This is a genomic window from Bradyrhizobium sp. Kon10, assembly GCF_055807395.1.
This window is the reverse complement of sequence record NZ_JBVVOZ010000006.1, coordinates 241,701-263,552: the sequence shown is the minus strand read 5'-3', so window position 1 is coordinate 263,552 and position 21,852 is coordinate 241,701. Positions and strand designations below refer to the sequence as shown.

General features: G+C 61.2%; 18 protein-coding genes and 2 pseudogenes. All 20 read left to right on the top strand.

All coding sequences use genetic code 11. The features are described 5' to 3' along the window. The first annotated feature begins 6 nt into the window (after positions 1 to 6). A complete protein-coding gene (locus tag AC0L2O_RS12210; RefSeq protein ID WP_473369880.1) occupies positions 7 to 1,152 on the top strand; it encodes an ABC transporter ATP-binding protein in 1,146 nt (381 codons plus the stop codon). Continuing rightward, positions 1,149 to 1,727: a histidine phosphatase family protein gene (locus tag AC0L2O_RS12205; RefSeq protein WP_473369879.1), complete on the top strand. Its 579-nt coding sequence runs from the start codon at positions 1,149 to 1,151 to the stop codon at positions 1,725 to 1,727. The genes AC0L2O_RS12210 and AC0L2O_RS12205 overlap by 4 nt, the downstream gene beginning before the upstream one ends. A 182-nt stretch (positions 1,728 to 1,909) precedes the next feature. Next, positions 1,910 to 2,572 (top strand): response regulator, encoded by a 663-nt coding sequence (locus AC0L2O_RS12200; RefSeq protein ID WP_409192663.1) that lies wholly within the window; start codon positions 1,910 to 1,912, stop codon positions 2,570 to 2,572. After that, positions 2,572 to 3,993 carry a sensor histidine kinase gene (locus AC0L2O_RS12195; protein WP_473369878.1) on the top strand — a complete coding sequence of 474 codons (1,422 nt, stop codon included), beginning with the start codon at positions 2,572 to 2,574 and terminating at the stop codon, positions 3,991 to 3,993. Before AC0L2O_RS12200 ends, AC0L2O_RS12195 begins: the two co-directional genes overlap by 1 nt. 86 nt (positions 3,994 to 4,079) lie before the next feature. Then, positions 4,080 to 5,156, top strand: coding sequence for an ABC transporter substrate-binding protein (locus tag AC0L2O_RS12190; protein WP_473369877.1), 1,077 nt, complete (start codon positions 4,080 to 4,082; stop codon positions 5,154 to 5,156). Positions 5,157 to 5,490: 334 nt separating this feature from the next. After that, the gene (gene tcuC / locus AC0L2O_RS12185) at positions 5,491 to 6,798 is read left to right on the top strand and encodes an MFS transporter (RefSeq protein WP_369722174.1); all 1,308 of its coding nucleotides are present in this window, start codon (positions 5,491 to 5,493) and stop codon (positions 6,796 to 6,798) included. A 76-nt stretch (positions 6,799 to 6,874) separates the two neighbouring features. Next, positions 6,875 to 7,672, top strand: a complete 798-nt coding sequence (locus AC0L2O_RS12180; protein ID WP_473369876.1) for a substrate-binding domain-containing protein — start codon at positions 6,875 to 6,877, stop codon at positions 7,670 to 7,672. Between the two features lie 60 nt (positions 7,673 to 7,732). Continuing rightward, a pseudogene (locus AC0L2O_RS12175) lies at positions 7,733 to 8,506 on the top strand (aconitase family protein); the annotation flags it as partial. Between the two features lie 128 nt (positions 8,507 to 8,634). After that, positions 8,635 to 9,957, top strand: a complete 1,323-nt coding sequence (locus tag AC0L2O_RS12170; RefSeq protein WP_473369875.1) for an MFS transporter — start codon at positions 8,635 to 8,637, stop codon at positions 9,955 to 9,957. A 64-nt stretch (positions 9,958 to 10,021) separates the two neighbouring features. Then, the gene (locus AC0L2O_RS12165) at positions 10,022 to 11,059 is read left to right on the top strand and encodes an isocitrate/isopropylmalate dehydrogenase family protein (RefSeq protein ID WP_409192670.1); all 1,038 of its coding nucleotides are present in this window, start codon (positions 10,022 to 10,024) and stop codon (positions 11,057 to 11,059) included. An 81-nt stretch (positions 11,060 to 11,140) separates the two neighbouring features. Then, on the top strand, positions 11,141 to 12,799 hold the full coding sequence (locus AC0L2O_RS12160) for an acetolactate synthase large subunit (protein ID WP_473369874.1): 1,659 nt from the start codon (positions 11,141 to 11,143) through the stop codon (positions 12,797 to 12,799). Positions 12,800 to 12,872: 73 nt separating this feature from the next. Further along, positions 12,873 to 13,241, top strand: coding sequence for a phasin family protein (locus AC0L2O_RS12155; protein ID WP_409192672.1), 369 nt, complete (start codon positions 12,873 to 12,875; stop codon positions 13,239 to 13,241). A 10-nt stretch (positions 13,242 to 13,251) separates the two neighbouring features. Further along, positions 13,252 to 13,489: pseudogene (locus tag AC0L2O_RS12150) on the top strand (inorganic diphosphatase); the annotation flags it as partial. Between the two features lie 22 nt (positions 13,490 to 13,511). Next, the gene (locus AC0L2O_RS12145) at positions 13,512 to 14,126 is read left to right on the top strand and encodes an adenylate kinase (RefSeq protein WP_473369873.1); all 615 of its coding nucleotides are present in this window, start codon (positions 13,512 to 13,514) and stop codon (positions 14,124 to 14,126) included. Next, the gene (locus AC0L2O_RS12140) at positions 14,123 to 15,295 is read left to right on the top strand and encodes an iron-containing alcohol dehydrogenase (RefSeq protein ID WP_473369872.1); all 1,173 of its coding nucleotides are present in this window, start codon (positions 14,123 to 14,125) and stop codon (positions 15,293 to 15,295) included. Before AC0L2O_RS12145 ends, AC0L2O_RS12140 begins: the two co-directional genes overlap by 4 nt. 21 nt (positions 15,296 to 15,316) lie before the next feature. Further along, on the top strand, positions 15,317 to 15,991 hold the full coding sequence (locus AC0L2O_RS12135; RefSeq protein WP_473369871.1) for a poly(R)-hydroxyalkanoic acid synthase subunit PhaE: 675 nt from the start codon (positions 15,317 to 15,319) through the stop codon (positions 15,989 to 15,991). Continuing rightward, positions 15,988 to 17,109, top strand: coding sequence for a class III poly(R)-hydroxyalkanoic acid synthase subunit PhaC (phaC, locus tag AC0L2O_RS12130; RefSeq protein WP_473369870.1), 1,122 nt, complete (start codon positions 15,988 to 15,990; stop codon positions 17,107 to 17,109). Before AC0L2O_RS12135 ends, phaC begins: the two co-directional genes overlap by 4 nt. Further along, entirely contained in the window at positions 17,109 to 19,031 is a 1,923-nt protein-coding gene (locus AC0L2O_RS12125) for an acyl CoA:acetate/3-ketoacid CoA transferase (RefSeq protein ID WP_473369869.1), read from the top strand. Before phaC ends, AC0L2O_RS12125 begins: the two co-directional genes overlap by 1 nt. A 4-nt stretch (positions 19,032 to 19,035) precedes the next feature. Continuing rightward, positions 19,036 to 19,977: an alpha/beta fold hydrolase gene (locus AC0L2O_RS12120; protein WP_473369868.1), complete on the top strand. Its 942-nt coding sequence runs from the start codon at positions 19,036 to 19,038 to the stop codon at positions 19,975 to 19,977. Positions 19,978 to 20,040: 63 nt separating this feature from the next. After that, positions 20,041 to 21,519, top strand: coding sequence for an NADP-dependent succinate-semialdehyde dehydrogenase (gabD, locus tag AC0L2O_RS12115; protein ID WP_473369867.1), 1,479 nt, complete (start codon positions 20,041 to 20,043; stop codon positions 21,517 to 21,519). Positions 21,520 to 21,852 lie beyond the last annotated feature (333 nt).

The window sequence follows — 21,852 nt, the reverse complement described above, 5'->3', positions numbered from 1 at the left end:
TTTTGAATGGCCAATCTGCGCATCGAGCATCTCAACAAGCGCTATGGCGCGGCGACGGTGCTCAACGACATCAACCTGGGCATCGAGGACGGTGAGTTCGTCGTGCTCGTCGGCCCATCGGGCTGTGGCAAGTCGACGCTTCTGCGCATGATCGCCGGGCTGGATGGAGTCTCGAGCGGCGACATCTATATCGCAGAGAGGCCCGTCAATACGCTCGCACCTGCGGCGCGCGGCATCGCGATGGTGTTCCAGTCCTACGCACTCTATCCGCACATGAACGTGCGCAAGAACATGACGTTCGGTCTGAAATTTACCGGCGTGGCGCCGGCCGAACGCGAGCGGCGCGTCACGGAAGCCGCCCGCATGCTGCGGCTCGTAGACCTGCTCGATCGCTATCCGCGCGATCTCTCTGGCGGCCAGCGTCAGCGCGTCGCGATCGGACGCGCGATCGTCCGCGAACCCGCCGTCTTCCTGTTCGACGAACCGCTCTCCAATCTGGATGCGGCGCTGCGCGTCTCCACCCGCGTCGAGATTGCCAACCTGCACAGAGTGTTGAAAGCCACCATCGTCTATGTGACGCACGATCAGGTCGAGGCGATGACGCTCGCCGACCGTATCGTCGTGATGAACAAGGGTCGCATCGAGCAGGTAGGCAAGCCGCTCGACCTCTACTATGAACCCGCTAACCTGTTCGTCGCCGGCTTTATCGGCTCGCCCGCAATGAATTTCTTCGATGCAAAGGTCGAAAGCATCGAGGACGGACGCGCGCGTGTCGCCGGTGCCGGGTTTGCCGACCTCGAACTGCCGGCGGCATCGCTGAAGGCCGGCGATGCGCTGACGCTCGGAGTTCGTCCGGAGCATCTTGTCCGAGGCGTGGACGGCCCCTTCGCCGCGGAAGGCATCGTCGAGCTCGTCGAACGGCTTGGCGAGGCGTCGTTCGCCTATTTGCGCCGCGCCGACGGCAGGATGTTCGTTGCAGAGGTCCGCGGCCGACTGACGCCGTCGCGAGGCGAGACGGTGACGCTGGTTGCGGCGGCTCCCGACATACACGTCTTCGACGCCTCCGGCATGCGGGTTGCGGCGCAAACCGTTGATGGGAGCGATACAATGCCGATTGCAAGTTGCTCTGACGGTGTCATCATTCAATCATGACGAATGTCGTACGCTATCTGACCCATCCTCAGGTGAGTATCGATCCCTCGATTCCCGTTCCGTGCTGGGGACTTAGCGAGGTCGGGAAAGCGCGTACGAAAGCCCTCACGGTCGCGGGAGGGCTGTCAGGTACCACGCAGGTCGTCTCCAGCGCAGAGCGAAAGGCGATCGAGACCGCTGAGATCATTGCCGCAAAGCTGGGCGTCGAGGTAGAAGTGCGCGAGGCGATGCACGAGAACGACCGATCGGCCACAGGCTTCCTCGTCCCTGACCAGTTCGAGGCGATGGCCAATCAGTTCTTCGCGCAACCCCACATCAGCGTTCGTGGCTGGGAACGAGCGGTTGACGCCCAGTTGCGTATTGTCGGCGAGGTCGAGCACGTGTTGGCGCGTAACACGCCCGGCGACGTGCTCTTTGTCGGCCACGGTGGCGTTGGGACTCTCTTATACTGCCATTATTCCGGTTTGGCGATTGATCGCGCGCATGACCAGCCCGCTGGCGGCGGTTGCTTCTTCGCGTTCGGCTCGCATGGCCGTCGCGTGCTGCATGCGTGGCGTCGCCTCGAAGAACTGTGACTTTGGCGAAGATCAATCCCGCTTGCACGATCTTAAGCCAATACCACTTCTCGAGTAATCCGCCGCGTGGTCGGTGCTTCGATCCCACTCTGCAGCTTGACAAGCGTGACGAATGTTCTCGATGCTGCACCTCGCGGTGACGTATCCTTCGCACGGCTGGTGCGAACGCAAGGGCTTGTTCGGTGAGGATTCTGATTGTCGAGGACGATGCCGCCATGGCGCGGGGTCTTGCCGAGCGGCTCAAGCTGTCCGGCTTCGCAGTCGATATCGAGTCTGACGGGGCTTCGGCGGCGCAGACTGCGTTGCTGGAGCCCTATAGCCTCGTCATCCTGGACATCAACTTACCGAACGTGTCGGGATTCGGAGTCCTGCACGAGATACGGCAAGCCGGCTCAACCGTTCCGGTCATGCTCCTGACTGCCCGTTATGCGGTCGGCGACAAGGTCAGCGGCCTCGATCTCGGCGCCGACGATTATCTCTCCAAGCCGTTTGATATCGCCGAATTCGATGCCCGCGTCCGTGCGCTCGTGAGAAGGGGGCAGGGACTTCCTAATCCGACCTTGATCTGTGGCCCGCTGGCGTTCGACCGCGCCGCGGGCACGATTACGTTGAGCGGCCGGCCGCTTGAATTGCGACGGCGCGAGTTTGCCGTGCTGGAAGTGCTGATGACCCGGGCCGGCAAAGTCGTATCCAAGGAGCGCCTGATCGCGGAGGTGTTTGGCTTCGACGAGGCGGTAGCGCCGAACGCGGCGGAACTCTATGTTGGTCGCGTTCGCCAGAAACTCGGTCCCGCCGGGCCGCGGATCCGAACCGTCCGCGGGCTGGGCTATCTGCTGGAGGTATAGTGATCGCCACCTGGCGGCCGTCGTTGAGGCGAACGCTCCTCACCAATCTCGTGGCGCCCGCCATCGTGCTGGCGATGGTGCTTGGAATCGGCGGCATGTTGCTGATCCAGCGGGTTGTCCAGACAGTCCATGACCGGTTGCTCGATGGGTCGGTTCTCGCGATCGCCGAGCGCGTCGGCGTGGAAGATGGCGAACTGACCGTCGATTTGCCGCAGGTTGCGCTCGGCATGCTGGAAAGCCAGTCGCATGACAGCATCTATTATAGCGTGACTTACCTTGGCGAATTGATCACTGGCTATAAGGATCTTCCGCTGTCCGGCTTCGATCGATTGAAGGCCGGCGAAACCGGCCATCACGACGGCGCGTACCGCGGCAAGACGGTTCGTATCGGTGCGCAGGCGCGGCAGGTTTACGGCAGGCCAGGGCTTGTCCTCGTCGCAGTCGCCGAAACGCTGCAGGCGCGCCGCGTCGTGGAACGTGAAATGCTGATCGGACTGGCGGTGCTCGAGATCGGATTGATTGGACTGATCGGTTGCCTCGGCTGGTATGCGGTCGATCGAGGCCTGAGGCCGCTTGGCGAACTCAAGCAACAAATCGACGCGCGCGGTATTCAGGGCGGTCCAAACCTCAGTCCGCTCGACCTTTCCCGGGTGCCGCAGGAAGCTTTTGCACCGGCGTCCGCGGTAAATTCGCTGCTGCAGCGGCTGGATCTGGCGATTGAGCTGGTGCGCCGATTTACCGCCGATGCTTCGCATCAGATGCGCACGCCATTGGCGATATTGAGGACGCATCTCGATCTGGTGCGACGCCTTGGGTCGGAGACGCCGGCGGGCCAATCTGCCCTTAACGAGGTCGATAGCGCGATCAACCGCCTTGAACGGCTGCTCAGGCAACTGGTGACACTGGCTCGGGCCGACGAGCAGAACATTGCGCAACCGGCCCCGGAGGACGTTGACCTGAACGAGGTCGCCTTCAATGTCCTGTCGGAGCGTACGCCACAAGCTTTCGCACGCGATATCGACGTCCAGTTCGATCGATTTGACGGTCCCGCGGTCATCGCCGGCAATAGCGTCCTGATCGGCGAATTGCTGGCGAACCTGATCGACAATGCCATCCGCTACAACCGCCCGGGGGGGATGATCCTCGTTCGCGTGGTTGTTGATGCTGCTGCCGCGCGAATTGAAGTCGAGGATACCGGTCCGGGAATACCGGAGGCCCATCTGGCCCGCGTCTTCGAGCGCTTTTATCGGATTCCCACGGCGAACGGCCCCGAGGGCAGCGGCCTTGGACTGGCTATCGTGAAAGCGTTGTCGGATCGTCTCGGGGCTCAAATCGTGCTTGCGCCCGGCCCGGAAGGTCGGGGCCTGCGGGTCTCCGTCAGCTTTCCTCTTGCCAACCGCGATAGTGAAAGCCCAAGCTGAGGCCGGATTTCGCACCGCCGTAGCAGAGGGTTGCAATCCTGACAAACTGAAGCCGTACCGCGGCGCCTGGATGAGGAAACGTGTCGATGAAGGCTACGAAAGCCTTGGTCCTGTGCGTTGGAATCTTGCTGGCGTGGCCTGCCATGTCGGAACAGGCGCAGGTAAGCCCTCCCGACGGGCAAGCGTCCACTAGCGCCGGAGCCCGAGAGCAACTCAACATCGTATCGACCACCCAGGACGCGGACGTCGCCGACTTGCTTGCCGATTTCCGGGCACGTCATCCGGACATCGAGATCGTCCATACGAAGATCAATTCGAACGACATCTACAACCAGATCGTGGATCCCTCGAGCTCCAGCGCAGCGCCCGGAGACATTATCTGGAGCTCCGCGATGGATCTGCAGATCAAGCTCGTCAACGACGGCTATGCTCAAACCTATGTGTCGAAGGAGATTGCCCATATCCCCGATTGGGCAATCTGGAAGAACGAAGCCTATGCGATCACGGCAGAGCCGATTGTCATAGTTTACAACAAGAAGCTCGTTGCGGAGTCCGATGTCCCCCGAACCCGCGCGGATCTGAAGAGCCTTCTAAGCCGAAAGCCTGACACATATCGAGGCAAGATCGCATCCTATGATCCGGAGCAGAGCGGGACCGGATTCCTGTTCATCACGCGCGATGCCCAGATCACCAGGACCACGTGGGACATGATCCGCGCGTTTGGCGGCGCCGGTATCAAGCTCTATTCGACCACCGGGACGGTGCTTGATCGGATTTCGTCTGGCGAGCATCTGATCGCCTACAATATGATAGGGTCCTACGCGATCGAACGGGCCAAGGAAGATGCCTCTATCGGAATAGTGTTTCCTGCCGACTACATCACTTTGATGTCGCGCATCGCGTTCATACCCGTCACAGCGCGGCATCCGGAATCTGCAAAACTGTTTCTTGATTACTTGCTTTCGGAACGCGGCCAGAAATTTCTCCTGGGCCGGTCAGTCGGTCCCGTACGCCTCGGTCTCGGCGCAGACGGCGTGATACCGGCCGATCGCATCGATGCTGTCAAGCCAATCCATATTGGTCCGGAATTGCTCACCTATCTCGATCAATCGAAGCGAGCTAGCTTTCTAAAAGAGTGGCGCCGCGCATTGCAGGATCGATAGAAATCCAGGGGTTGGGATTTCAAACGAAATAGCATCCACGAGAAGCCCTCGATCTATGCCGCCTGACGTACCGCTCGATCGCTGAGTGGGGCGGTTGTGCATCCGCATGATATCAGGTCGACCGTTAGCCGCCGTGCCGAACCCCGGCTTCGACCGGATTTGGTCGCAACGTGCGGAAGTGACAGGTTGGTGACAGCCAGCTGATATACGGTGAGCGACCATCGCAGCTTGAACGACAGCGCCTCGCGCATCGGTCAACCCGGCCGCGGTCAAGTTCGCAACACCTGCCAGACGGGTGGACAAGACAAAAAATTATAAACAAAGGGAGGACGGCATGACGGCTACCACCGGACAATCCAAGCTCGGCATGGTGCTGCGCGTCACCAGCGGCAACTTTCTCGAGATGTTCGACTTCTTTCTGTCGGGCGTCTACGCATCGTACATCGCCAAGGCATTCTTCCCGCTGGAAAACGAATACGCGTCATTGCTGCTGACCTTTGTGGCGTTTGGCGCGGGATTTCTGATGCGTCCGCTCGGCGCCATCATCCTCGGCGCCTACGTTGATCGCATCGGCCGTCGCCAAGGCCTGATCGTTACATTATCCATCATGGCTGCTGGGACAGTGCTCATCGCATTCGTGCCAAGTTACGCGACCATTGGCATATTGGCACCAATCCTCGTTTTGATTGGACGGCTGCTGCAAGGCTTCTCGGCTGGCGTCGAGCTTGGTGGCGTTTCTGTCTATCTCTCGGAAATGGCCACACCGGGAAAGAAGGGTTTTTACGCGAGCTGGCAATCGGCTAGTCAACAGGTTGCGATCATCGTCTCGGCCTCGCTGGGTTTCGCTCTCAATGCATGGCTTGCGCCGGCACAACTTGACGGCTGGGGCTGGCGTATTCCGTTCTTCATCGGCTGCCTGATCGTTCCTTTCGTATTTTTCATTCGACGCTCGCTGCAGGAAACCGATGAATTCCTGGCGCGGAAGCATCATCCGACACCCCGCGAGATCTATCGCTCAATCCTCGCAAACTGGGGCATTGTGCTTGCCGGAATGATGATGGTGATCATGACCACGGTGTCGTTCTACCTCATCACCGTCTACACACCGACGTTCGGCAAATCGGTCCTCAAGCTGTCGGCGGCCGATGGCCTGATCGTCACGATTTGCGTGGGAATTTCGAATTTCATCTGGCTTCCCATCATGGGCGCGTTGTCCGATCGGATCGGTCGTCGGCCGATCCTCATCGCCTTTTCGACCTTGGCATTTCTGACGGCCTATCCCGCGCTTTCCTGGCTCGCCGCAAGCCCGAGCTTCCCGAAGATGCTGACGGTCTTGCTTTGGTTGTCTTTCATCTACGCCAGCTACAACGGCGCGATGATCGTCGCACTGACCGAAGTCATGCCGGTTGGGGTTCGAACGTCGGGATTCTCCCTCGCATATAGCTTGGCGACGACGTTCGGCGGGTTTACCGCGGCGATTTGCACGTGGCTGATTGCTGTGACTGGTGACAATGCTTCGCCGGGATACTGGATGAGTGCGGCAGCGCTTTGTGGTCTGGCCGGCACGTACTTGGTTTATCGGCCGCAAGAACAACGCTCGCTGTCCGGTGCCAATTCGGCGGAGACGGTGATAGGCGCGTGAAGACCAATTGCTCGATGGCGTCGATCGCCATCGAGCCACGACAGTCCCTGAATCTATGCATTGAAGGAAGTTGCCGATGAGCGTGACGATCGTCGTGCGCAGGCTAATTGCGCTGAGCTTGCTGATTGTCTTGGCGGCTGCGGCGGGAACCGCTGAGGCGTCCGAGGTCAGGGTCATGATCTCTGGAGGTTTGGCGGCACCTTATAAGGTACTCGTAACGCAATTCGAACGCGAGACGGGAAACACGGTCATCACGGCCTACGGCCCCTCGATGGGCACGACGGAGAACGCCATCCCGGTGCGACTGGCGCGCGGGGAAACCGCGGACGTGCTCATCATGGTCGGCGATGCGCTTGCCGAGATGATCGAGCAAGGCAAGGCAGTCAAAAGCAGCCGTGTCGACCTGGTACGCTCGCCGATCGGGATCGCGGTACGCGCCGGGGCGTCGAAGCCTGACATCCGAACGCCTGACGCACTGAAACAGGCACTGTTGAACGCGAAGTCAGTTGCATACTCAGATAGCGCCAGCGGTGTCTATGTGGGCACTGAGCTGTTCAAGCGCCTCGGGATTGCTGCCGAGATGAAGGACAAAGCCAAGATGATTCCGGCTGAGCCGGTCGCGAATGTTGTTGCGCGCGGTGATGCCGAACTCGGCCTTCAGCAGATCAGTGAACTGTTGCCGATCGCTGGAGCCGACCTAGTCGGGCCGCTCCCGCCGGAAGTCCAAAAAATCACGATCTTTTCTGCAGGCATAGCCTCCAGTGCCAGTCAGCCGGAAGCCGGAAGGGCTCTCATTGCCTTCCTCGCTTCAGCGGCAGCTGCTCCGGCACTGAAAAAAGCGGGTCTCGATCCCTTCGCAACATCGGAGAAATAGACCGGCTTCAGATCGGTGAGACGCGCACGATTCCAGCGAAGGGGAAATTGAATGAAGCAGTATCTCAACAGCTTCGACGCCCGCCACCAGCGCAATGGAGAGCGATATCGCTTCCTGAAATGGGGGCAGGGCGCATTCTCGAATTTCCGGGTGGTCCCTCCAGGGACCGGTATCTGCCATCAGGTCAATCCGGAATTCCTGGCTCAGACGATCTGGACCGGCCCGGCGGAAGACGTCGGGAATGAACTGGCCTATCCCGATACGCTGGTCGGCACGGATTCGCACACCACGATGGTCAACGGCCTGGCCGTACTCGGATGGGGCGTCGGCGGTATCGAGGCCGTCATGCTGGGCCAACAAATTTCGATGCTGCTGCCGCAAGTCGTCGGGTTCGGGCTCACCGGCCGGCTCAAGGAGGGCGTCACGGCAACCGATCTCGTGCTGACGATGACGCAGCTGCTGCGCAAGCGCTGGGTGATCGGCAAATTCGTCGAGTTCTACGGCCCGGGGCTCGACGACATGACCGTGGCGGACCATGCCACGGTCGGCAGTATGGCGCCGGAATATGGCGCGACCTGCGGCTTTTTCTCGATCGACCAGCGAACGATCGACTATCTCACCACCACCGGCCGCGATCCCGCCCGCGTCGCGTTGGTCAAGGCCTATGCCGAAGCCCAGGGCATGTGGCGCACCGCCGATACCCCGGATCCCGTGCTCACGGAGTCCCTGCACCTCGACATGACTGCCGTCGTGCCGTCCCTGCGCGGTATCGAGAGCGGGCTGGTGCCGCGCCAGAAGCTCGCGGTCGAGATCCGCGGGTCCGATGGCGCCAGCAAGGCCGTCGTTCCCTTGACCTGCCGCATCGATACGCTGGACGAGCTGGAGTATTTCCGCAACGGCGGAATTCTCCAATACGTCCTGCGCCAACTCGCGGCCTCACTGCCAAGCGATCGGAGCGCGCTATGACTTCAATTGCCACACTGCCATCGCAGATGGAAAAGGAAACGATGCGGAAGGTGACGTTCCGCATCATTCCCTTCCTGATGCTCTGTTACTTCATTGCGTTCGTCGATCGCGTCAACGCCGGTTTCGCCGCGCTGCAGATGAACCAGGATATCGGGCTGTCCTCGGCCGCGTTCGGGCTTGGTGGAGGGCTGTTCTACATCACCTATGTCCTTTGCGAGGTGCCGAGCAATCTGGCGATGGAGAAGGTGGGAGCCCGGCTCTGGATCGCGCGGATCATGATTACGTGGGGCATCGTCGCAGCAAGCATGGCGCTGGTGGTCGGGCCCAACTCGTTCTATCTCGTGAGGATGTTGCTGGGCGCGGCCGAGGCCGGCTTCTTTCCCGGCGTCATTCTGTACCTGACCTATTGGTTCCCAGCCGAATACCGCGGCCGGATCGTCGCAATCTTCATGGTTGCCATTCCGATTTCAAGTTTCCTCGGCTCCCCGATCTCCGCCTCGTTGCTGCAGCTTGAGGGGTATCTCGGCTATCACGGCTGGCAGTGGATGTTCGTGCTGGAGGCGGTACCTGCGATATTTCTCGGCATTGCCTCGTTCTTCGTGTTGCCCAACGGTCCTGCCCATGCGCGATGGCTTACCGATGCGCAGCGGGACTGGCTGGCCAGTCGGTTGGCCAAGGACACCTCTGCGCCGAAAAAAGCGGCGGGGCATCTGTCGCTTGGGCAGGTCATATCCAACAAATACGTGCTTGCCGCCTCGCTGATCTACGCTGGCGCGTCGGGTTCGAGCCAGGTTCTGTCGTTGTGGCAGCCGCAGATCATCAAGTCATTTGGCCTGAGCAACATGGAAACCGGATTGGTCAATTCCATCCCGTTCGGAATCGCATCGGTGCTGATGGTGCTCTGGGGCCGCAATTCGGATCGCACGCGCGAGCGAACCTGGCACACCGCGATTCCGCTGCTGCTGTTGGCGGTCAGCCTTTCGGTGGCTCCATTCACCAGCGCGCTGCTTCCGGTCGTCCTGTTGCTGTGTGTCTCAGTCACGGCCACCTACATCGTCAAGGGGCCGTTCTGGGCGCTTGCGACGGAATGGATGTCGGCTGGTGTTGCCGCCGCCGCGATCGCGCAGGTCAACGCGATCGGAAATATCGGCGGATTTCTGGGGAGCTATCTTCTGGGCGTGATCAAGGACGCGACCGGCAGCTACTCATTGGGGCTGCTGCCGCTTGCCGCGCTGTCCGGCGCGGGGTGCATCATGGTGCTGGTGCTCAGCCGAAATCCGCAGCAAGGCGTCGCGGCGGTTCAGGAGCCGGTCCATTGAACGCCGGGCCAACGCTTCGATAGACGCCGGCTGAAAACGGCGCTTCACTCAAGGGGGAATTGCGATGACCACAGCCAAACCACTGCAGAGGCTTCCCGCCACGCTGATTCCAGGCGATGGTATCGGACCCGAGATCGTGAAATCGGCCGTCGACATTCTCGACGCGCTCGGCTCCCCGTTCGACTGGGACATCCGGCAGGGTGGCCTGGCCGCGATCGAGGAAAGCCGTGATCCGCTGCCGCAGGCGACGCTGGACAGCATCCGGCGGACGCGGCTCGCTCTGAAAGGCCCGCTAACGACTCCGGTCGGGGGAGGATTCCGTTCGATCAATGTTCGTCTGCGCGAGGAGTTCGGCCTTTACGCCAACGTGCGGCCGGTTCGAAGCATGGTGCCCGGGGGACGATTCGACGACATCGATATCGTGCTGGTGCGAGAGAACCTCGGCGGGCTCTATGTGGCTTTCGAACACTACATCCCGATCGGGGACGATCCGCACGCGGTCGCGATTTCGACCGGGGTCAACACGCGCGAAGGATCGCGCAAGATCATCGAATTCGCATTCGACTACGCGCTCAAGAACGGACGCAAGAAGGTGACCGTCGTGCACAAGGCCAACGTGCTGAAGGCACTGACCGGCATCTTTCTCGAGGTCGGTCACGAGGTTGCAAAGACATACGAGGGCAGGGTGAAGATGGACGATCGCATCGTCGATGCCACGGCCATGCAGCTCGTCATGAATCCCTGGCAGTTCGACGTCATCGTCACCACCAACCTGTTCGGCGACATCCTGTCCGATCAGCTCGCCGGGCTCGTGGGCGGCCTTGGCATGGCACCCGGCGCCAACATCGGCCCGGACGCCGCGATATTTGAAGCCGTGCACGGTTCGGCGCCTGATATCGCCGGCAAGGGCATCGCTAATCCACTGGCTTTGCTGTTGGCGGTCGGGCTGATGCTGGAGCACGTCGACCAGCCTGATCTCGCGAACCGTCTCAGAACGGCTATCGATCAGGTCTTGCGGAAGGACGGAGTTCGCACCCCCGATCTCGGCGGTAAAGCATCCACCACCGATTTCACCCAAAGCATCATCCGTCGGTTAGGATAACGACGACCGCGAGAGCCGTCCGCAGGACGGAAACGATTGGTGCCACCTCGTTACGTTGAACTGCAAGATCAGGAGAACAACATGCCGAAGGGATCAGATCTATTGGTTGCCGCACTCGAGAACGAGGGCGTTGACCGAATTTTCGGCGTTCCCGGCGAGGAGAACCTCGATGTCGTGGAAAGCCTGCGCAACTCGTCGATCAAGCTGATCCTGACACGCCACGAGCAGGGTGCGGCCTTTATGGCCGCGACATACGGTCGGCTGACTGGCAAGCCCGGCGTGTGCATCACCACGCTCGGCCCGGGCGCATTGAACCTGACGACCGGCGCCGCCTACGCCCTGCTCGGCGCCATGCCCATGATCATGCTCACGGGCCAGAAGGGCATCATGAGCAGCCGGCAGGCCAAGTTCCAGATCGTCGACGTGGTGAGTGCTTTCAAGCCCTTGACCAAGCTGTCGCTCCAGATCGTCAGCACAAGCAGCATTCCGACGATCGTTCGTGATGCCTTCCGGATCGCCATGGAAGAGCGCCCGGGCCCGGTTCTCCTGGAACTGCCGGAGGATATCGCTGGCGAGGAAGCCGAAGACGTCGCGATGGTGCTGCGGCATCCGATCGAAATTCCGGTCGCCCATCGCGCCTCGCTGGATCGCGCCGCCGACATGATTCTCAAGGCCACGCGGCCTTTGATCATGCTCGGAGCTGCCGCGTCCCGGCCGCGCAGCACGGCTGGCATCGGCGGCTTCGTCCGCCGCACGAAAATCCCGTTCTTCACCACACAAATGGGTAAGGGAACGGTGCCGGGCGGCAGCAATCTCTACATGGGGACGGCTGCGCTGAGCGAGCGCGACTACGTTCACGAGGCAGTCGACCGGGCCGATCTGATCATCGCCATCGGTCACGACACCATCGAAAAGCCGCCATTCATCATGGGCCCGAAGGGTCCTCAGGTCATCCACGTCAGCTACACGCCAGCCAACGTAGAGCGGGTCTACTTTCCGCAGTGCGAAGTGGTCGGCGATGTCGGGCCGAGCCTGGAGCTGCTGGCCGATCGCATCGAGGGGCGCCTGCACAATGCCGGCGCGCTGTTAAGTCTTCGCGAAGGCATCCTGGCCCGGATAACCGATCGGGCGACCGAGGAGCGCTGGCCGCCTACGCCGCAACGCATCGTGCACGATGTGCGAAAGGTCATTCCCGAAGACGGCGTCGTCGCGCTGGATAACGGGATGTACAAGATCTGGTTCGCCCGCAACTACCGAACCTATGTGGCGAACACGCTGCTGTTGGACAACGCGCTCGCGACAATGGGCGCCGGGCTGCCATCCGCCATGATGGCGGCGATGCTGCATCCGGAACGCCGTGTGCTCGCGGTCTGCGGTGACGGCGGCTTCATGATGAATTCGCAGGAAATGGAAACCGCGGTTCGCCTCAAACTGAATCTTGTCGTGCTGATCCTGGAGGATTCGGCTTATGGCATGATCCGTTGGAAGCAGGCTGTCGACAGTTTTCCCGACTTTGGCCTGACGTTCGGCAATCCGGATTTCGTCAGATATGCGGAGAGTTACGGCGCGAAAGGCTCGCGCGTCGAAAGCACGGAGTCATTGATCCCGACGCTCGAAAACGCGTTCAAGGGCGGCGGCGTGCACCTCGTCGTGGTGCCGATCGATTACAGCGAAAATACACGCGTGCTCGTGGATGAACTTCGCGAGAAGCTGAAACAGGTCGTCGACCCGACCGCGTGAGACATCGGCAAGGGTCAACTGATTGGCTGAACAGAATTGGCGTGGTCGCAAACGCCGGCGATGGAGAGTGCAAATGAGTGAGCAGATCAACGAGCAAGCCGAGAAGATGCGGGAAATGGCGCAGACCACGCTCGACAAGGCGAAAGAGGCCGTGTCGAAGTACATGACCGAATCTCAGAAATTGAGAGAAAAGGCCGATTCCAGCGTTCGCTCGACCTATTCGGCGGCGAAGGAGATGAACGAACGGGCCGTCGCGTTCGCGGAGGAAAATGTGGTGGCGGGCTTCGAGCTTGCGCAACGGCTGTTGCATGCAAAGGACCCGCAGGAAATGGGCGCGGTTTATCAAAGCCATCTCAAGGAACAGATGGAAAAAATGAACGCGCAACTTCGCGAGCTTGCAAGCACAATGAGCCAGCCGTCGACCGTTGACCTGAATAAATAGGGCCAGTCATGACGAGGGCGGCGGTGATGAGAAGATCATCGCCGTGCCGATGCCGAAACTAACGATGCGCTACGCCCATGTCAGCGGGATCGCCGACATGCCGCAAATCACGATCGAGCAGATCCAGCACTTCTTCGAGCACTACAAGGATCTAGAGCCGGGGGGAGTGGGTCAAGGTAATCGGCTGGGGTGACAGCGCGGAAGCGCGCCGGCTGATCGTTGAGGCGATCGTGCGGGCACATAACTGAGATGTCGGATGGGGAATGAGGCATGAGACTGGTTCTGTTGGGGCCGCCGGGCGCCGGGAAAGGCACGCAAGCGACGCGAATTGTCGACCGCTTTGCGATCCCGCAATTATCGACCGGTGACATGCTGCGCGAAGCGGTCGCGGAAGGCACGGCGGCGGGATTGCGCGTCAAGCACATCATGGATCGCGGCGAACTCGTGCCCGACGACGTCGTGGTGTCGGTGATCGCCAACCGTATTGACCATTCCGACGCGGCAAGCGGCTTTATCCTTGACGGTTTTCCGCGCACGGTCGCGCAGGCCGAAGCGCTCGATCAGGAACTCGCCACCAGGGGCATCAAGCTCGATGCGGTGCTCGAGCTCGAGGTCGACGAAGATGCGCTGCTCGACCGCATCAAGGGCCGCGCCGAGGAGGCGGTCAACAAAGGCGAGCCGGTGCGCCGCGACGATAATCCGGAAGTGTTCAAGACCCGGCTCCACGTTTATCGCGAGCAAACCGCACCCGTCACCGAATACTACCGGTCGCAGGGACTGCTCAATGTCGTCGACGGTTTGCAGCCGATCGATGCCGTGACCGAACAACTCACCGCGGCGCTTGCGGCGTTAACGCCCGATCAGATCAGGAGTGATGTCAGATGAAAGCTTTTACCTTCCAGGCGCCGCCGAACATTCTGTTCGAGGCAGGCGCATCGAAAAAGCTGGCGGAGCTGGTCGCGGGATACGCGGCAAAGCGTGTCCTGCTGGTGACCGACAAGGGCGTCCGCAATGCAGGGCTGACGAAAAACGCCGAGGCGGGGCTGCTAGCTGGCGGTTGTGAACTGACAATATTCGAAGACGTGGAGGCGGATCCGCCGTCGCATATCATCGAGCGGGCGGTCGCGCTTTGCCGTGACAAGGGAATCGAACTGGTTGCCTCGATCGGCGGTGGCAGCGCGCTCGATACCGCGAAGCTGGTGGCCTATCTGGCCAAGACACCCGACCGGCTCGACGATATCTACGGTGTCGGCCTCGCCAGGGGCGAACGCCTGCCGCTGCTGCTGGTGCCGACAACGGCCGGGACCGGCTCCGAGGTGACCCCGATTGCGATCGTCACCACGCCGACGACCGAAAAAAAGGGCGTCGTTGCGCCCCGCCTGCTCCCCGACTGGGCCATCCTCGATCCGGAGCTGACGCTCGGCCTGCCGGCGCATGTCACCGCCGCGACCGGCATCGACGCCATGGTCCATGCGATCGAAGCCTATACCAGCAAGCACCGGAAGAATCCGATGTCGGACCAGTTGGCGCGGCAGGCTCTCGCCCTGCTGTCGGCGAATGTCCGCACGGTCTGCGCCGACGGATCCAACCTGGAGGCGCGGTCGCAAATGCTGCTGGGTTCGATGCTGGCCGGCATGGCCTTCGCCAATTCGCCGGTCGCCGCCGTTCATGCGCTGGCTTATCCGATCGGCGCGCTGTTCCACGTGCCGCATGGCCTGTCGAACGCCTTGGTGCTGACCCAGGTGTTGCGGTTCAATTTGCCGGAGGCCGAAGGGCTCTATGCCGAACTGGCGCCGATCGTCGATCCCAAGTCGGAAGGAATGACTGTCAGCCAGCGGGCACGGCTGTTCGTCGATGCAATTGCGGCGATCTGCCGGGATTGCAACGTGCCGGCCTCACTGGCCGATGTCGGCATCGCGAGGGGCGACCTGAAGAAGCTTGCGGAGGACGCGATGAAGCAGACGCGGCTTCTCGTCAACAATCCGCGGGAATTAAGCTTTGACGATGCGCTGGCGATTTACACCGAAGCGTTCGGCAACCGCGCCGCGGCCTGAGCAGGGACAAGAGTGAGCATCATGAGTGAAAAGGAGAAATCGGCTGTCGCTAACTCCGACCCCGGCCTTGAATGGGCAAAGCTGTGGCAGACGATGGCCGAATCCTCGAACCGCATGGTCGAGGCGTGGTCGGGGTCAATGGCACCGTTCATGCTGGCGCGTCTGTCGGAAAAGCCGGGCGGTTTTGGCGACGCTAACGAATTGTCGGCGGCCATCGAGCGCATGGCACAGGGGCCGCGGCTTGCCGACGTCTGGGACATCGACCGGAAAATGGCGCTGGCCTTTGGCGCCTGGATCGAGATGCGCCAGCGGCTTGCGAGCTACAATGCGGTCGCTGCCGCGCCGTGGCCCGAAGCGTCGAAGCGGTTCGTCGAGACGATGTCCGCGAACAGTACCGGTGGCTTCCCGCATCCGGATTGGCGCGAGGCGTTCGCCAAATGGAGCGAAATCTCGAACGAGGAACTGATCCGCAATCAGCGCACCGACGGCTTTTTACAAGCCCAGAAGGAGCTGTTGCAGGCTGGATTGGAATTGCGGCGCCGGCAGGATGACGTCGCCGAAGCGGCCTCGGCCATGTTGGGCCTGCCGACCCGCAAGGATTTCGACGACGTGACGCGGCAGTTGACGGAACTGCGCCGTGAAGTCCGTACGCTCACGCGCCAGATGCGCGACCAGAAGAGCGAAGGCGCACGATGAGCGATCAGGAGAATCAGGCGTCGCGCTTCGCCCGCGAGATGGCGGCCAACACCGAGAAAATGTTCAAGGCGACACAGCTGATCGCCAATACGCGGGATGAAGACGTCGCCATCGGCACGACCCCGAAGCATCTCGTCATGCGCCGCGACAAGGTCGAGCTGTTCCACTACGAACCGATGGGGAAGGCGACCGCGAAGACGCCCGTCCTTTTGGCCTACGGCCTGATCGGGCGATACACCATGGCCGACCTACAGCCCGATCGGTCGCTGGTGCGCAGCCTGCTCTCCAAAGGGCTCGATCTCTGGCTGATCGACTGGGGTCAGCCGGGCCGAACCGAGCGATGGTTGACCATTGATGACTACGTCGATGACTACATCGATGCCGCAGTCGACCGCATCGCGCAGGAGACCGGCCATGACAAGATCACGCTGCTCGGCATCTGCGAAGGCGGCGTCTTCACGACGTGTTACGCCGCTCTGCATCCGGAGAAGGTGAAAAATCTCGTCATCACCATCACCCCGATCGACTTCCACGCCGACGTCAAGGACGAGGCCGCCCATCACGGCTTCCTCAATATCTGGACCCGCAGTCTCGATCCGGAAGACATCGACAGATTGGTCGATACCTATGGCGTGCTGCCCGGCGAGTTCATGAGCTCGGTGTTCTCGATGATGACGCCGATGCGCTCACTGACGAAATACAATGTCGATCTCATCGACGTCGTGGATGACGAGGCCAAGTTCATGAACTTCCTGCGCATGGAGAAATGGCTCGCGGACCGTCCGCATCATCCCGGCGAAGCGGCGAAGCAGTGGCTAAAGGATCTCTACCAGGAGAACCGCCTGGTCGATGGCAGCTTTGAGCTGTCCGGCCGTCGGGTCGATCTGAAGTCGATCACAGCCCCCGTGCTGAATGTTTTTGCGCTGGACGACCATATCATTCCGCCGGACTGCTCGCGTGCGCTCGGAGCCAAGATCGGCAGCACGGACTACACCGAAATCCCGCTGCCCGGCGGCCATGTCGGCCTGTTCGTCTCGAGCAAATCGCAGGGCAAGCTCAGCCAGAGTATTGCCGACTGGCTGGTCGCCCGCGACGCCAATTCCGGAAGTGAATCCTGATGCGCAACAAGATCGTCGACGCCGCCGAGGCGGTTGCTATCATCCGTTCCGGCGACACCGTCGCCTCCTCCGGCTTCGTCGGCGTTGGAACGCCCGATGAAATCATCAAGGCGCTGGAGCGACGCTTCGTCCAGACCGGAGAGCCGCGGGACCTTTCGCTGGTGTTCGCGGCGGCGCCGGGGGACGGCGCCGATCGCGGCCTTAACCGCCTGGCGCATCCCGGCCTGATCAAGCGCCTGGTCGGCGGACATTTCGGCCTGGTGCCGAAGCTCGCCCGGATGGCGGTCGATAATCATGTCGAGGCCTACAATTTGCCGCTCGGATGCGTATCGCATCTGTTTCGCGAAATTGCGGGGCGCAAGGCCGGGCTTCTCTCCAAGGTCGGGCTCGGCACCTTCGTCGATCCGGCCAATGGTGGCGGAAAGCTGAACGCGCGCACCACCGAAGAGCTGGTGCGGTTGATCGAAATCGATGGCGAACAATGGCTGTTCTACAAGGCATTTCCGATCAACGTTGCGATCATCAGAGGGACCACCGCCGATCACAACGGCAACATCTCGATGGAAAAAGAGGCTTTGACCCTCGACAATCTGGCGCTGGCCACGGCTGCCAAGAACTGCAAGGGATTCGTCATCGCCCAGGTGGAGCGCATCGCCGCCTCCGGTTCGCTCAATCCGCGTCACGTCAAAATTCCGAGCGTGCTGATCGATTGCGTCGTCGTTGCCCAGCCCGAAAACCATGTCCAGACCTATGCCACCGGTTACAACGGAGCATTCTCGGGCGAATTGCGTGCGCCGGCCGATCGCAACGTTCCGATGGCGCTGGATAACCGCAAGATCATTGCGCGCCGCTGCGCGCTGGAATTGCCGATGGGCGGCGTGGTCAATCTCGGCATCGGCATGCCCGAAGGGGTCGCGTCGGTTGCCGCCGAGGAAAAGCTGTTCGACTTTGTGACGCTGACGGCCGAGCCCGGCATCATCGGTGGCATTCCGCAAGGAGGCCTCGATTTCGGTGCTTCGATCAATGCAGAATCGATCATCGACCAGAACCAGATGTTCGACTTCTACGACGGCGGGGGGCTCGATCTGGCTTGTCTTGGCATGGCCCAGGTCAATGGCCATGGCGACGTCAACGTCAGCCTGTTCAATGGCCGCCTCGCCGGCGCCGGCGGCTTCATCAACATCTCGCAGAATGCGCGCCGCCTGATCTTCGCTGGCACCTTCACTACCGGCGGCCTCAAGACATCGGTCGTGGATGGCGAGCTCAAGATTCTCAGCGAAGGCAAATCATCGAAATTCATCGACAAGGTCGATCAGATCACATTCTCGGGCAAGCTGGCCGCAACCAACAGGCAGCCGGTTCTCTATGTGACCGAGCGATGCGTGTTCAGGCTTACCCCTGAAGGTCTCGAACTGATCGAAATCGCGCCGGGTGTCGATATCGAGCGCGACATTCTCGCGCTCATGGGCTTTCGACCCATCATCCGTGCGCCGAAATCCATGGACGTTTCGCTGTTCGGCGAAGCGCTGATGCAGCTCGACGACAGGCTGCTGAATCGGCCGCTGGCGGAGCGGCTGTCGTACGATGCCGATCGCAACACGCTATTTCTCGGGCTCGACGGTTATCGGGTCCATAACGACGCCGATGTCGAGGCGATCCGTGCCGCCATCCTCGAAGTCTTTCATCGGGTCGGACGCCGGTTTTCCGCCGTGATCAACTACGATTCATCCGATATCGCCTCACACATGGCGGACAAGTGGTTTTCGATGGCCGCCGAAATCGAACGGACCTGCTACGATCATGCCTCGCGCTATACCACCAGCGCATTCATGCGCCTGAAGCTAGGCGACGCCCTGTCTCGCCGTGACGTTGCTCCGCATATCTTCGAAACGTCGTCCGAGGCCCACCGATTTGTCGAATGACCCGATGGAGTTGAAATCCCCTGAATTGCATGGAGCCTCAAAGCTATCCGCAGCGTGGCCTGAAGGGCGGCAGGTGGCGCCGGACCGCACGGGATCGGTGCGGGGGCTGACCCGGCGCAGCTTCCATCGCATCGCATTCACGGATTGGGGGGCAGCGTCCGCAGTGCGGCCGGTGCTCTGTGTCCATGGATTGACCAGAAACGGCCGGGACTTCGATCATCTCGCCGCAGTTCTCGCCCGCGCAGGGCGGCGTGTCATTTGCCCGGATTTGCCGGGCCGGGGACAAAGCGAGCGGCTGCACGACAGCAGCGACTATGCCTTGCCGCAATATTGCAGCGACATGACCGTGCTGCTGGCGGCGCTCGGTTCAACGGAGGTCGACTGGGTCGGCACGTCATTGGGGGGCCTGATCGGGATGGTGCTGGCCGCCCTTCCGGGCAGTCCGATCCGCCGCGTCGTCGTCAACGATATCGGCCCGTATCTGCCCTGGGCCGGATTGCTTCGTCTCGGTGCCAATCTCAACGAGGCGCCAAAATCCTTTGAGTCGATCGAACAGGCCGAAGGCTACTACCGGCGGGTTCTGGCGCCTTTCGGGCGATTGGAGGATGCGCACTGGCGGCATCTGACGACGCATAGCGTGGCCTGGAACGTGGAGGGGCGCTGCTTCAAGCCGCTGTGCGACCCAAATATCGCTCATGCGTTTCGAAACCCCTGGCACTACAGCGTCGATCTCTGGAAATACTGGGACGCGATCGACGTCCCCATTCTGGTAATCCGTGGGCAACAATCGGATTTGCTCTCGGAAAGCCTCCTCAAGGACATGATGCGGCGCAATCGCAATGTCCGCGTCCACACCGTCGCGGACTGCGGCCATGCGCCGGCCCTGATCGCTGACGACCAGATCGAGGTCTTGACGCAATTTCTGAGCGGCAAGGAGCTCAGTTGACGTTGAGCGCTTCATGCCGACCTACATCATAACGGTATCAACCCCAACGTAGCGGTACTCACGATGATTTCGAAACTCACGCTCAAAGATCCGACCCTTTTGCGTAGCGCTTGCCTGGTCGCGGGCGAGTGGGTAGCCGCCGATAGCGGCGGCACCATTGCGGTCGATAATCCCGCGACCGGCGCCGTGATCGGGCATGTCCCCAATATGGGGGCGGCCGAGACCAGGCGCGCCATCGAGTTTGCCAATGCGGCGCTGCCGGCGTGGCGTGCCCGGACCGCGAAAGAGCGCGCCGTGATCCTGCGACGCTGGTTCGATCTGATGATGACGAACCAGGACGATCTCGGCGCCATCATGACAGTAGAGCAGGGCAAGCCGCTTGCTGAAGCGAAGGGCGAGATCGCCTATGCCGCAAGCTTCATCGAGTGGTTCGGCGAAGAAGCAAAGCGCGTTTATGGCGATACAATTCCGGGCTTCACCGCCGACCGCCGCATCATCGTCCTGAAGCAGCCGATCGGCGTTTGTGCCGCAATCACGCCGTGGAATTTTCCGGCCGCGATGATCACGCGCAAGGCCGGCCCGGCGCTGGCGGCGGGTTGCACCATGGTCGTCAAGCCGGCCAGCCAGACACCGCTATCGGCGCTGGCGCTTGCGGTGCTGGCCGAACGGGCGGGCGTCCCCAAGGGCGTGTTGTCCGTCGTCACGGGTTCGGCGTCGGCGATCGGCGGAGAAATGACCTCCAATCCGATTGTGCGCAAGGTGACGTTCACGGGTTCGACCGAAATCGGCAAGAAGCTGATGGTACAAAGCGCGTCGACCGTGAAGCGCACGTCCATGGAGCTCGGCGGCAATGCGCCCTTCATCGTCTTCGACGATGCGGACATCGATGCCGCAGTCAAGGGCGCGATAGCGTCGAAATACCGCAATGCCGGCCAAACCTGTGTTTGCGTCGATCGTATTCTTGCGCAGGACAAGATCTACGACATGTTCGTCTCGCGTCTGGCTGAGGCGGTTGGTGCGTTCAAGATCGGTGACGGGTTCGAGCCAGGCGTGACGATTGGCCCGCTGATCGACATGCGCGCCATCGAGAAAGTGGAAGAGCATGTTTCCGACGCCGTTTCCAAGGGCGCCCGCGTCGTGCTCGGTGGCAAGCGCCATGCGGTTGGGCGTACGTTCTTCGAGCCGACGGTGTTGGCGGATGCCGCGCCGGACATGTTGATCTTCCGCGAGGAAACTTTCGGCCCGGTCGCGCCGGTATTCCGCTTCAAGACTGAAGAGGAGGCGATCCGGCTTGCGAACGATACCGAATTCGGCTTGGCCGCCTATTTCTACGGCCGCGATATCGGGCGGGTCTGGCGCGTTGCCGAGGCGCTTGAATACGGTATCGTCGGCATCAATGAAGGCCTGATCTCGACCGAGGTTGCACCGTTCGGCGGGGTCAAGGAGAGCGGCAACGGCCGTGAGGGCTCGAAATACGGCATCGAGGACTATCTCGAGATCAAATACCTCTGCCTGGGCGGAATCCAGATTTCTGCTGCTTGAGCGGTTGCCGGCATCGGGATCAAAGCACCGGCGGCTCAGACGCAAGCCAAAGGCCCCCGCTTCTTCGATCAAAAGCAACAGACATCGAACGCCGTGATTAACTTGCCGAGCACTGCACCACGGCAGTGAACGACCTCATTGGCTGTCACGCCCCGCCCAGCGGAAGCTCAAACTCCGTCCGGAACAGCCTGCTTGCAATGTTTAGTAACTCGTGGTTCACTAAACAAATCGAGCTTGGCTGATCCTTAAGAATCCAGGCAGGCACGAGGAAACGTCCGTTTAGTCGTTCAGCCCGTGAAGGACTGTATCGCTCTGCTCGAAGCATTCGAGCGG

Bases quoted from the DNA above. Each gene is read 5' to 3' on its own strand.
- AC0L2O_RS12210 (WP_473369880.1), top strand. From the start codon at position 7: ATGGCCAATCTGCGCATCGAGCATCTCAACAAGCGCTATGGCGCGGCG.
- AC0L2O_RS12205 (WP_473369879.1), top strand. From the start codon at position 1,149: ATGACGAATGTCGTACGCTATCTGACCCATCCTCAGGTGAGTATCGAT.
- AC0L2O_RS12190 (WP_473369877.1), top strand. From the start codon at position 4,080: ATGAAGGCTACGAAAGCCTTGGTCCTGTGCGTTGGAATCTTGCTGGCG.
- tcuC (WP_369722174.1), top strand. From the start codon at position 5,491: ATGACGGCTACCACCGGACAATCCAAGCTCGGCATGGTGCTGCGCGTC.
- AC0L2O_RS12180 (WP_473369876.1), top strand. From the start codon at position 6,875: ATGAGCGTGACGATCGTCGTGCGCAGGCTAATTGCGCTGAGCTTGCTG.
- AC0L2O_RS12170 (WP_473369875.1), top strand. From the start codon at position 8,635: ATGACTTCAATTGCCACACTGCCATCGCAGATGGAAAAGGAAACGATG.
- AC0L2O_RS12165 (WP_409192670.1), top strand. From the start codon at position 10,022: ATGACCACAGCCAAACCACTGCAGAGGCTTCCCGCCACGCTGATTCCA.
- AC0L2O_RS12160 (WP_473369874.1), top strand. From the start codon at position 11,141: ATGCCGAAGGGATCAGATCTATTGGTTGCCGCACTCGAGAACGAGGGC.
- AC0L2O_RS12155 (WP_409192672.1), top strand. From the start codon at position 12,873: ATGAGTGAGCAGATCAACGAGCAAGCCGAGAAGATGCGGGAAATGGCG.
- AC0L2O_RS12145 (WP_473369873.1), top strand. From the start codon at position 13,512: ATGAGACTGGTTCTGTTGGGGCCGCCGGGCGCCGGGAAAGGCACGCAA.
- AC0L2O_RS12140 (WP_473369872.1), top strand. From the start codon at position 14,123: ATGAAAGCTTTTACCTTCCAGGCGCCGCCGAACATTCTGTTCGAGGCA.
- AC0L2O_RS12135 (WP_473369871.1), top strand. From the start codon at position 15,317: ATGAGTGAAAAGGAGAAATCGGCTGTCGCTAACTCCGACCCCGGCCTT.
- phaC (WP_473369870.1), top strand. From the start codon at position 15,988: ATGAGCGATCAGGAGAATCAGGCGTCGCGCTTCGCCCGCGAGATGGCG.
- AC0L2O_RS12125 (WP_473369869.1), top strand. From the start codon at position 17,109: ATGCGCAACAAGATCGTCGACGCCGCCGAGGCGGTTGCTATCATCCGT.
- AC0L2O_RS12120 (WP_473369868.1), top strand. From the start codon at position 19,036: ATGGAGTTGAAATCCCCTGAATTGCATGGAGCCTCAAAGCTATCCGCA.
- gabD (WP_473369867.1), top strand. From the start codon at position 20,041: ATGATTTCGAAACTCACGCTCAAAGATCCGACCCTTTTGCGTAGCGCT.